Genomic DNA, 12,272 nt, shown 5'->3' with positions numbered 1-12,272 from the left:
TTTTACATAAAGATTGTAGTTTCACAAAGAAGGTAGGAACAAAAGATGTATAAAATAGGTGTTGTTGGTCCCATTCAATCCGTTGAAAGAATTATTGCCTTAGCACGAGAAATCGAACAGGATATGGAATTTATTCCGTATATATATGAAATGGCGACGGAAACAAAGCATCTTGTGGAGACACATAATCAGGCTGTCGATTTCTGGTTGTTTTCTGGTTACATCCCTTATAAGCTTGCCAGTCAAACGAATGTATCCAAAGATAAATTGACCCATATTATTTTTTCCGAAGCGGCTATTTATCGGGGTTTTTTAGAGCAATCCTATCAGCAAAAAAAGTTTATAGAAAATGTTAGTATCGATATTATTCCTTCGCCTTCTCAAATGGCTTCAGAAAGTCTTGCAGAGATTCAGCATAATGTCCATCATATGTATCTAAAAGAATTTGATGTCGCTATTGATCCACAAGAGCTATTTGATTTCCACTATAGTCTTTGGCAGTCGGGCAAAATTGATTTTGCGATTACTTGTTATCCCTCTGTAGATGAAGAGCTGAAGAAACGAGGAGTTCCATCTTATTGGGTTTCCCCGACAAAAACAGAAATTTATCATACAGTTCAACTTTTTACAGAGAAGATCAAAACGTCCTATTACAAAGAGACACAAATTGGTGCAGTCATGCTTGAAATTAAGGACTTCGATTCATTAAAAGAGCGCATGAAGCAAGGCTATCGTATTCAATATTTAGAATTGCGTACGAAGGAAAATCTACTACAGCTCTGTGAACAGATTGATGGCTCTCTTATTGAAGAGGGGAATGGCAAATATACGATTTTTAGTACAAGAGGTGCCATTGAAGGGCAAATACGATTTTTACAGGAAAAAATGTATCAGTTGTCGATTGAAATGGAGACAAAGGTGACAGCAGGCATTGGCTTTGCTCAAACAGTGTTCAATGCTGAGTTACATGCTCACCGAGGACTAAGACAGACGAAGAAAAATGAGGCTATTGACATCGTGATGATACAGGATGATGGCACCATTATTGAATCAGTAGGGAATGTAGAAGAGCTATCCTATTCCTACCGAGCAGAAGACCCTTATATTTTAGAAAAACTAAAAAAAGGGAATATTAGTATTAAAACCTATATGAAAATCCATGCACTTGTACAAAAAATGCATTGGAAGCATTTTACGACAAAGGATTTAGCGACACAACTGCAAATGAGCGAGAGAAATGCCCAACGAATCGTAGCAGATTTATGTAATGTAGATTTAGCGAGAATTTGTGGGGAAGAATTGCAGCATACCCGAGGCAGACCTATTAAAATGTATCAACTTGTCTGAAAAATTACAGAAATGTTCCAAACCAATAAATGGTGTGGGACATTTTTTTATGCTTTTTGAAGCCTTAAATACTGATAAATCACTAAATTCAGCGGTTATTTAGGTAAATAATATGGATTTACGAAGACGATTATCTATTAGAAATTTTCAAAAAAATCTTGTCTTTTTATTGAACTTTGATTATTATACGAATATATAACGAAAATGTCGGTATATAAAAGGGGATTTAAGGACAAGGGGGCAAACATATTCAAGAATAGTCGTGGCAATAAAGAGAGGATTTCTATATATGGGAGGGATATAAATGACAACAAATGAAATAACGAAGAAATCTAGAAATGTCATCCTTGCACTTTTATTTTTAGGCTGGTCTTTAGGGAATTTAGATCGCTATATTATGAACTATGCAGTGGTTTCGATTACAGGGGATTTGCAACTGGATGCATCTTCTACGGGTATTATTTTAAGCGCTTTCTTTTTAGGCTATGCCATTATGCAAATACCGGGTGGCTGGCTGGCCGATAAATTTGGCGCAAAACGAGTTTTATTGATGGCTGTTATTATGTGGTCTATTTTTACGGGTCTAACAGCTATTGCGTGGTCTTTAACAGCGATGATTGTGATTCGTTTTTTATTTGGCATTGGTGAGGGTGGATTTCAGCCATCAAGCTCTAAAATTATTGCTACGATTTTCCCAAAAGAGGAAAGAGGTAGAGCGATGTCCATTATGCTTACTTCTGGTGGCATTGTTTCACTCATCGTCCCTTTACTAGCTGCTTATTTATTGGGAACGATTGGCTGGCGTATGATGTTTATCATTATTGGGGCAATTGGAGCAATAATTGCCTTTTTATATTGGAAATACATTAAACTCCCACAAGATGAGGCAGCTATAGCTGGAACAGAAAATACTACGAACAAAGTGAATTTTAAAGAATTATTGAAAACACCCCTAATGTGGAATTTAATCATTGCTTATTTTTGTATTTATGCAGTGAACTGGGGATTAGTTTCTTGGATTCCAACATATCTTCAAAAAAATCGAGGCTTGGATTTAATGTCCATTGGTTGGGCGCAAACAATACCTGCCATTACAACGATAATTGGTGTATATGGTAGTGGCTATATCATTGATAAGCTACCAAAAGGTATGGAGAAGGTGTTAGGCTCCATCTCCTGCGCAGTCATTGGTCTTTTATTGTATTTAATGTTTACTGCCAAAACAGTGTCGTTATTTATTGGTTACCAAACAGTCGTGTCGATATTTATTGCGTTTGTCATTACATTACTACCTGTTATTGTACTCAAGAAATTACCTTCTTCTATCACAGGTTCTGCAATGGGGATCGCTAATACAGGTGGACAATTAGCAGGATTTGTTACACCAATGGCAATTGGATTTATGGTTGATGCCTTTAATGGCTCCTTTGATGCAGCCTTTTGGATGTTAATTGGCTTTGCGCTTATCTGTATTGTGTCGCTTGTCACACTAAACGACCAAAAAGGAACATTGTTAAAAGCATAATGAAATTGGAGGGACACATATGAGTTATCATGAAAAAATTTCAACGTTAATTGAAGCAAAACAGCAAGCTACAGTAGCATTAAGCGATGCGATTTGGGCTGTGCCCGAGCTTCATTTTCAAGAAAAGAAATCGATGGAATATATGAAACAGGCACTAGAAAAAGAGGGTTTTCAAACACAAGTCGGTGTTGCTGGTCTTGAAACAGCGCTTGTTGGAACTTATGGTTCTGGCAAGCCTGTCATTGCCTTTTTAGGTGAATATGATGCGCTTCCAGGCTTGAGTCAAAAAGGTGGGGCAACACAACATGAGCCTCTTGAGGATGGTGGAAGCGGACATGGCTGTGGTCATAACTTATTAGGTACTGGCGCATTCGCAGCTGCTGTTGCTGTAAAAGATTATTTAGAGCAAAATCATCAGTTAGCAACAATCCGTTTTTACGGTTGTCCTGCAGAAGAGAATGGATCTGGTAAAGCTTATATGGCAAAGGCTGGCCTTTTTGATGATGTTGATATCGCGATCTCTTGGCATCCAGGTACGTTTTCGACTGTGATGACATGTAGTTCTCTAGCAAACTATGCAGCAACGTTTAAGTTTACGGGCAAAAGTGCTCATGCCGCAGCTGCACCACATCTTGGACGAAGTGCTTTAGATGCTGTTGAGCTTATGAATGTTGGGGTAAACTACTTACGAGAACACATCATTCCAGAAGCTCGTGTGCATTATGCCATTACTAATTCAGGCGGGACTTCGCCAAATGTAGTTCAACCATATGCAGAGGTAACGTATCTAGTTAGGGCACCTAAAAAGCAGCAAGTGCAGGAAATTTATCAGCGCGTTGAGAACATTGCAAAGGGAGCCACAATGATGACAGGGACGTCAGTGGACATTGAGTTTGAAGGTGCTGCTTCGAGTCTTATTACAAATAAAACACTTTATGATGTGATGTATCAACAAATACTTGAAATCGGTATGCCAGACTATACAATAGAGGATGAACAGTATGCGCAGGCTATTTTCAATACGTTTACACCAGAAGTACAAGCAGCTTCATTAGTGGGCTTGCGTAAAGAAGATGCCAAGCTATTACAAGGAAAAGTGATTGCTAATCATGTTCCAGGCATGCTACCTGAATTTATTATGGGTGGCTCTACAGATGTTGGAGATGTTAGCTGGAACGTACCAACCGTGCAGTGTACAACTGTATGCATGGCATTAGGGACACCATTACATACATGGCAGGTAGTGTCTCAGGGAGTTACCCCAATAGCGCATAAAGGAATGCTACAGGCTGCTAAAATTATGGCTTGTACAGCCTTAGCGTTGCTGGATAATCCTCTATATATTGAAAAAGCGAAAAAGGAATGGCAAGAACGTCTTGATGGTGAAACATATCAATCTTTAATTCCAGAGGGAACACAGCCACCTAAGCGCTAACGGGATAGAGTCTTCATAGGAGAACTATGGAGGCTCTGTTTTTGCCTCATTTTGAAAGGAGAACACAACATGTCAACACAACCGAATCATCAGCATCAACTTTTAACACAGTGGGTATCACAGTATCGTGCTACTGCCAAAGAAGGGCAATGCGCTAGTTATATCCCTGCTTTAGCCCAAAAAGATCCCAACCAATTAGCTGTGGCGATTGTTGGGACTGAAGGCCACGAAATCAAAGCGGGAGATACCGAAGAACTATTTACCCTTCAAAGCGTTTCCAAGGTCATTACCTTTATTTTAGCCTGTATGGATCGAGGCTTACCATATGTTTTAGAAAGAGTAGATGTTGAACCAACAGGAGATACCTTTAACTCAATTATTCGCTTAGAAAGTCATCAGCCAGGTAAACCCTTTAACCCGATGATTAATGCTGGAGCTATTACGGTATCCTCCATGTTGGCTGGTCATTCTCCACAAGAGAAGGTCACAAAGATTCTACAATTTTTAGAACAAATCATCGGCAAGCAATTAAGTATCAATGAAGAAGTATTCCAGTCAGAGTGGCATACGGCTAATCGTAATCGAGCATTAGCCTACTACTTAATGGATTCAGGGTTCTTAGATTGTCCAGTAGAAGCGGCGCTTGAGGTTTATTTGAAGCAATGTGCAATTGAAGTCAATGTATCAGATTTAGCCATGATTGGCCTAGTTATTGCGAATGATGGCTATCACCCACTGTTAAAGAAACAGCTATTCCCTAAACAAGTGGCAAAATTAGCGAAGGCCTTGATGGTGACATGTGGTATGTACAATGCCTCAGGGAAGTTCGCGGCATTCATCGGCCTTCCTGCCAAAAGTGGTGTATCAGGCGCGATTCTTGCGGCTGTTCCAGGGCATGCAGGTCTGCACTCACCGTTTCCTACTGGCTGTGGTATTGGAATTTACGGACCAGCGATTGATCCAATAGGAAACAGTGTGGCAGGTGTAAAGTTGCTAAAACAGCTAGCAACAGAATGGGATATGACTATTTTTTAATAAGTGAAGATGATTTCAGCGATTAGTCTGAAGTCATCTTTTTTTCATTTTATAAATAATAAATAAAGCGATAAACCAAATTGGTGTTAACAGCAGTGCTGTACGCGTAGCCTCAGAAATAAACATCACCATTAATAAAAAGGCAAAAAACGCAAGCACAACGTAGTTGATAAAAGGTGTCAGTGGTGCTTTGAAGATGGAAGCTTCATGTAAAGCGCGTTTTTTTCGTTTGTAGATGATGTGCGAAATGATGATAATGCTCCACACCCATATAAAACAAATTGCACTAATGGTCGTCACAACACTAAAGGCATTCTCTGGCATCAACTTACTTAACAGAGCACCAATTGATACAACAATAGCGGAAATAACGAGTGCATTACTTGGTACACTGTTTCTGTTGAGTTTTGCGAATGCTGGAGATGCCTGTTTATTGTTACCAAGATTATAGAGCATCCGACTTGTGGAGAATAACCCACTGTTACCTGCTGAAGCCGCTGAAGTAAGCACAACAAAATTTATAATACCAGCAGCAATCGGGATACCTGCTAATGTAAACACTTGGACAAAGGGGCTGCTTGAAGCAGACATCTCATACCATGGGTTAATACATAAAATGACAAATAATGCCCCTACATAGAAAAGCAAAATACGAAATGGAATTTTATTAATGGCAGAAGGAATATTTTTTTGAGGATCTGCTGTTTCAGCTGCTGAAACCCCCACTAATTCCACCCCAACAAATGCAAAGACAACCATTTGGAAGGCCATTAAAAAGCCGTATATACCATTTGGGAACATGCCTCCATGTGCCCACAGATTATCAACTGATACTGCTCCTGAACTAGTTTGAAAGCCAGTTACTAACATAAAAAGACCAATAATAATAAGCGCTACAATCGTAATAACTTTAATAATAGCGAACCAAAATTCTAGCTCACCAAAAAGCTTAACAGTTAATAGATTTAGTAATAATAACAATACGAGGCAACCAATGGCTGGCACCCATTGTGGGATATCAAACCAATATTGTGTATAAACCCCCACCGCAATAATGTCTGCCATCGCCGTCATAATCCAACAGAACCAGTATGTCCAACCTGTTACATAACCTGCCCAAGGCCCTATGTATTCGGATGCAAAATCCGTAAATGAAGTGTAGCCTGCATTGGATAGTAATAATTCACCTAAGGCACGCATCACAAAAAATAGCGCTGTCCCTACAATTAAGTAAGCTAGGATGATCGAAGGCCCTGCTAAGGCAATGGCTTTCCCAGAGCCTAAAAATAAACCAGTCCCAATTGTTCCACCAATGGCAATAAGCTGCACATGGCGATTTTTTAAATCTCGTTTTAATTGTTGCTGTTCCACGTTAATCCCCCTCAAAGATGCATAAAAAACTATGACTGGAAAAATAAAAAGAGACTAGTTGTAACACTAGTCTCGGAAAAACGTCAGAATAACAAATACCATTTACTCGCAGATGTCTACATGAAATAGGTAAAATATTTTATGTAGCATCGCTTATAAAAGCGTATTACTCCTCTGTCCTTTTGCCTGAGATAGTGAACCCTTCGGCGACGCAATGTGCGCTCTCTCCAGAACTGCTCCTGCTATAGTTTGATCCATAGCATTCATAGCTTATTAACTTGATATTCAATTATTATTGTAAGATATTATACATCCTAACAGTGCTTCTAAAATTATTCAACAATAAACTTTAGCTATTTTCAGAAAAATAGAAGAATAGGGTTCATAACTGGTATATCTCTAACGAAAAATAGTATTTTTGGTCATCAAAGTGTTTCGTGAAGGGGTTTTTAAATATGAGGTGGATTATTGGAAGCTCGCTTGGTTATAGCTATCGAAGCGCTCAAACATATGAGAAACCTTCTCCAAAAGAGTATTAAAGCGCTCATTTTGATGAGGACCCGACTCAAGTAGTGAAACTCGTTCAAAGTAGACTTGGTATCAAAAAGGGGACTATATTTCATTTTACTGCTGGATTTTTTCTATCCAACATATTATCACAGACTTAATATACAAAAAGCTCGTACAGCATCATTCGAAATAGATATAATATAGTAGAAACTCTGAATTTTTTAAAAAAGAAGTCGTCTCATAGTACTTTGAGACGACTTCTTTTGATGGGAGCATTAATATTTTTTTGCTTTTATTTTACCTGTCCAAGTTTTGAAACCACCTTGAAGTTGGTAAATTTGGTTGTACCCACGTTTTTTAAGAAATAGTGCAGCACGTGAGCTACGGCCTGTATTTTGACAGTATAGATATACTGGTAAATCTGGGCGGATTTCTTTATAACGTTGACGTAGTGTTGTCGAAGGAACATTTCGTGCACCAAGAATGTGACCAGCATCAAATTCCTTTTGCTCACGAACATCGATCAGCTGCGCTTTACGATAGCCTTCAATAAATTGCTCTTGTGTTAGGTTGGTTACGGCTTTTTTGAGTCGTAGTGCATTAATTCCGATATATGCAATTGTGACTACTAAAACGACACCGATTGTGATAAGTATGTCCAAGATTTTCTTACCCCTTTCTATCTTCTCTATTATTATAAAAGATGCGCTAGCGATAGTCCAATGAGTTTGATAAAATTAACTAGGTTGTAGTGAATTCGCCTTTTTCGTTTCACAAGCAATTGTTTGCAATTTGAATTGTAGCATAATATTCGTTCAAGTTGACCCACGGGTGGGGCCTGATGGATCAGTATATTTGTAGGAGATGAACATATGACAACTTGGTATTTTTTAAATTCAGGGAAATGTAGTCCTTCTTTTAATATGGCACTAGATGAAGCATTACTTGATTGGCATAGTGAGGGGTTAATTCCACCAGTAATTCGTTTCTACGAGTGGGAGCCTGCGACATTATCCATTGGGTATTTTCAACAAGCTAAGAGAGATATTAATTTAGATGCCGTGCGTGAACAAGGCTTAGGTTTTGTTCGTCGTCCAACCGGTGGACGAGCTGTCCTACATGAACATGAGCTAACTTATAGTGTCATCGTGACAGAAAGCTATCCGAATATGCCAGAATCTGTAACAGAGGCATATCGTGTGTTAAGTGAGGGAATCTTGCAAGGTTTCCATAACCTGGGTATGGATGCCTATTTTAGTGTACCTGATACAGAGGAAAAAAGAGCGGATCTGAAGAGTCCAAAAAGTGCTGTTTGCTTTGACGCACCAAGTTGGTATGAACTTGTCGTAGAAGGGAAAAAAATAGCTGGAAGTGCTCAAACGCGTCAAAAGGGTGTCATTTTACAGCATGGTGCCATTTTATTAGATTTAGATCAAGAGAAATTATTATCTGTATTTAATTTCTCCAGTGAAGAAGCGAAGAATCGTATGCGTAGAAAGCTACCAGAAAAGGCTGTTGCCATCAACAGTCTTGTAAAAGAGCCAGTGACAGTTGAACAATGTGTGACAGCTTTTAGAGATGGCTTTGCAAAATCGTTGCAAATTGAACTAAAACCATTTACACTTTCTGAGGAGCAATTAGAATATGTCCGAGCTTTAGAAGAAAAAAAATATGCTTCAGATGAGTGGAACTTTAAAAAGTAAAAAATGGTATGAAAAAAATATTTTTTAACGTTTAATCCTAGTCATAACAAGTAGTTCTGAATCTATTAAAAAAAGCAAGAGTTGAATTAAAAAACTATATATAGTATCTTTTTTAAAGACATATACACAATATGTAGTGTTTAACAACACGAGATATTGTGTATTTATTTTGTAATGAAGAAAATAAGGGAGGCAAAACGATGGTACTCACAAATCATCAACCCGAAGTAAACAATCAATTTGAACAGTTAAACAAGGATATTGAACAATTCCCGCAGGTACACCCCGTAACATCTGATATGCATATTACACACAAAGGTGTATCGAGACTTGTCATGATCGATCGCTATTCGTTTAAAGACACAGAAAAGAAAACATTGAAAGCTGGCGACTTTGTTGTATTAACGGTAAAAGCTGATCCGAAATTTCCTGCACGTGGTTTAGGGACAATTCAAAAATTGGATATGTCTACAAAAACAGCAGAGATTTTGATTGAAGAAGATTATCGTAGCGCATTAGACGATCCGCAAGAGCAAGAAACGGGTGTGATTACGCGTTCAATTGACGTGTTAGAAAAGCCTCTTGAGATATTTTATGAACAAATTGCAAAACGAAATGCAACAGGTCTTGCTGCTGTTGAAAAAACACCAGAAAAACGCCAAGAGTGGTTTGAGAAATTTTATAAGCAATTAGTCTCTTTAAAATTCATCCCTGCAGGGCGCGTAATTTATGGAGCAGGTTCTGAAACAGATGTAACTTTCTTTAACTGTTACGTGATGCCATTTGTCGCTGACTCTCGTGAAGGGATCAGTGATCATCGTAAGCAAGTAATGGAAATTATGAGCCGTGGTGGTGGTGTAGGAACAAATGGTTCAACTTTACGTCCACGCAACACGCTAGCTCGTGGTGTAAACGGTAAATCATCTGGATCTGTCTCATGGTTAGATGATATTGCGAAGCTGACTCATCTTGTCGAACAAGGTGGTAGCCGCAGAGGTAAGCATAATCTAGGTGCTTCTGCGTAAACAAACCTCGTGAATTGCTGGAAACTCTTTAACGGAAATATTGTCACTTTAATCGAGGTGGGAAATATGGATGTTTATGATGCGATACAACCACATGAAAATGTTAAAAAACGCATTATAAATGCACTGCTAGCTACAACGTAATCGGAAACGGTAAACGTGAATGCTTGAAAATAGCAGTGGGATAAAGACAATCAGCAGCCAAGCTCCTTTTAAAGGGGAAGGTTCAACGACCATCGAAAACACGCTAGGTTAGCGGAAGTGAGTAGAGTAGGAGTGAAGCCACTCCGAAGTGCGAGGGCATCTAATAAGATGTAAGATATGGTCTCAACTTCTATGGTGACATAGAGAGTGGGTGTAGCGAACCCGCGTAAGAAATCGGCACAAATGATTATGCTAGCAGATTGGCATCCAGATATTGTGGAGTTTATTATTTCCAAAATGCAAAATCCACGTATTCTGCGTTACCTGATCGAAAATACAACGGATGAAACAATCATCCGTCTAGCCAAAGAAAAATTAAACTTCAAGCCACTTTCTATGCAAGAGGAAGCGATGTATCAAGGCATCGTGAATTATAAAAACATTGAAGGCTTAGGTGGCTTTGATACAGCGATCATTCGTGATGCTGAAAATAAATTACGTGATGGTGGCACGTACACTGTTCATAACCCAGAGTTTTTAACAGGTGCCAACATTTCTGTGACATTAACAAAAGAATTTATGGAAGCAGTTGAAAAAGACGCTGACTTCGAGCTTCGTTTCCCAGCCGTTGAAGAATATACAAAGGAAGAAATGAGCGTTTACAACACGAAATGGCATGAAGTTGGTGATGTTCGTGAATGGGAGAAAATGGGCTATAAAGTCCGCACATACCGTACAATGAAAGCAAAAGAATTATGGAATTTAATTAATGTATGTGCAACATACTCGGCAGAGCCAGGTATTTTCTTCATCGACAACGCCAATGACATGACAAATGCCAAGGCATATGGTCAAAGTGTTGTAGCGACGAACCCATGTGGCGAGCAACCACTTGCACCCTATTCTGTGTGTAACTTAGCTGCTGTGAATTTAGCACAGTTTGCGAATAAAGAAAATCAATCAGTTGATTACGAAGCACTACGTGAAACAGTTCGTGTTGGTGTTCGTATGCAGGATAATGTGATTGATGCGACACCTTACTTCTTAGAAGAAAATCGTGTACAAGCTCTTGGTGAACGTCGTGTTGGTTTAGGCGTTATGGGCTTAGCCGATTTGCTGATTTACTGTGAAAAAGAATATGGTTCAGAAGCTGGTAATGCGTTAGTCGATGAAATCTTTAAAACAATCGCTGAAACTGCGTATGAGGCGTCTACAGAGCTTGCGAAAGAGCGTGGAAGCTTCCCATTCTTAGTAGGTGCTACAGACGAAGAAACAGCTCGTTTACGTAAAGCCTTCACAGAGACAGGCTTTATGCAAAAAATGCCTGCTCATATCAAAGCGCAAATTTTAGCGACTGGTATCCGAAACTCACATCTATTAACGGTTGCACCAACAGGGTCAACAGGAACAATGGTAGGGGTAGCAACAGGTCTTGAGCCATACTTCTCCTTCACGTACTATCGTTCTGGTCGTCTAGGTAAATTCATTGAAGTAAAAGCTGAAATTGTCCAAGAATATTTGAACCGTCATCCAGAAGTAAATGAGCAAGAGCTTCCAGAATGGTTCGTTACAGCAATGGAGCTAAAACCAGAAGCACATGCTGATGTGCAATGTATTATTCAAAAATGGATCGATTCCTCTATTTCTAAAACTGTAAACGCACCAAAAGGCTATACAGTACAGCAAGTTGAAAAAGTGTACGAGCGACTATATAAAGGTGGCGCTAAAGGTGGTACGGTCTATGTTGACGGTAGCCGTGATTCACAAGTACTTACACTAAAAGCAGAAGAAAATGATATGGATCAACTTTCATTTGAAGAGGAATTAGTTGAAGAACATACAAAACGTCCAGTCGTATTAGTAGATACGATTCAAGCGTTAGAGTCAACAACTGTTATTGGCTCAGACGTTGGGAATACATGCCCAGTATGCCGTAAAGGCACAGTCGAAGAAATGGGCGGCTGTAATACATGTACAAACTGTGGCGCACAGTTGAAATGTGGCCTGTAAATAATATTTTAAATTAATTTGTTGTGGCTTTGAAATAAAGTTGCAATCTATATAATGGCAATGAAATACCTCTTTAGATATTTTATCTAAAGGGGTGTTTTTCATGTTCAACACAAAAAGAACATCTAAAATTGGCTATATAACAAGAAGAATTTTTTTAGATGCAA

Annotated in this window: 7 protein-coding genes, 2 pseudogenes and 1 riboswitch; of the genes and pseudogenes, 7 read left to right on the top strand and 2 right to left on the bottom strand. The window is 38.9% G+C overall.

Annotated elements, in window-relative coordinates; genetic code table 11:
- The first annotated feature begins 45 nt into the window (after positions 1-45).
- The 4 genes from JIN86_RS02580 (at position 46) to JIN86_RS02565 (ending at position 5,342) form a co-directional block, all read left to right on the top strand.
- Positions 46-1,347, top strand: a complete 1,302-nt coding sequence (locus JIN86_RS02580) for a hypothetical protein (RefSeq protein ID WP_009370191.1) — start codon at positions 46-48, stop codon at positions 1,345-1,347.
- A 304-nt stretch (positions 1,348-1,651) separates the two neighbouring features.
- On the top strand, positions 1,652-2,872 hold the full coding sequence (locus JIN86_RS02575; RefSeq protein ID WP_004231067.1) for an MFS transporter: 1,221 nt from the start codon (positions 1,652-1,654) through the stop codon (positions 2,870-2,872).
- Between the two features lie 19 nt (positions 2,873-2,891).
- A complete protein-coding gene (locus tag JIN86_RS02570) occupies positions 2,892-4,307 on the top strand; it encodes a M20 family metallopeptidase (RefSeq protein ID WP_004231069.1) in 1,416 nt (471 codons plus the stop codon).
- 69 nt (positions 4,308-4,376) lie between these two features.
- Positions 4,377-5,342, top strand: a complete 966-nt coding sequence (locus JIN86_RS02565) for a glutaminase (RefSeq protein ID WP_004231070.1) — start codon at positions 4,377-4,379, stop codon at positions 5,340-5,342.
- 33 nt (positions 5,343-5,375) lie between these two features.
- Here the strand turns inward: JIN86_RS02565 and JIN86_RS02560 are convergent, their stop codons facing one another.
- A complete protein-coding gene (locus JIN86_RS02560) occupies positions 5,376-6,713 on the bottom strand; it encodes an amino acid permease (protein WP_004231071.1) in 1,338 nt (445 codons plus the stop codon).
- Positions 6,714-6,877: 164 nt separating this feature from the next.
- A riboswitch (glycine riboswitch) is annotated at positions 6,878-6,954 on the bottom strand.
- A gap of 544 nt (positions 6,955-7,498) precedes the next feature.
- Complete coding sequence (locus JIN86_RS02555) at positions 7,499-7,885, bottom strand: rhodanese-like domain-containing protein (protein ID WP_004231073.1); 387 nt, start codon at positions 7,883-7,885, stop codon at positions 7,499-7,501.
- 210 nt (positions 7,886-8,095) lie between these two features.
- On the opposite strand from JIN86_RS02555, the gene JIN86_RS02550 reads away from it, so the two are divergent.
- The 3 genes and pseudogenes from JIN86_RS02550 to JIN86_RS02540 all read left to right on the top strand — a co-directional run.
- Positions 8,096-8,926, top strand: a complete 831-nt coding sequence (locus tag JIN86_RS02550; RefSeq protein WP_009370193.1) for a lipoate--protein ligase family protein — start codon at positions 8,096-8,098, stop codon at positions 8,924-8,926.
- Positions 8,927-9,126: 200 nt separating this feature from the next.
- Positions 9,127-9,924, top strand: a pseudogene (locus JIN86_RS02545) (ribonucleotide reductase N-terminal alpha domain-containing protein); the annotation flags it as partial.
- Between the two features lie 399 nt (positions 9,925-10,323).
- Positions 10,324-12,105, top strand: a pseudogene (locus JIN86_RS02540) (vitamin B12-dependent ribonucleotide reductase); the annotation flags it as partial.
- Positions 12,106-12,272: the final 167 nt, after the last annotated feature.

The organism is Lysinibacillus sp. HST-98 (assembly GCF_016757845.1).
Taxonomy (GTDB): Bacteria; Bacillota; Bacilli; order Bacillales_A; family Planococcaceae; genus Lysinibacillus; species Lysinibacillus capsici.
Note: the sequence above shows the minus strand (reverse complement) of the source record. Positions and strands in the feature narration are given on the sequence as shown.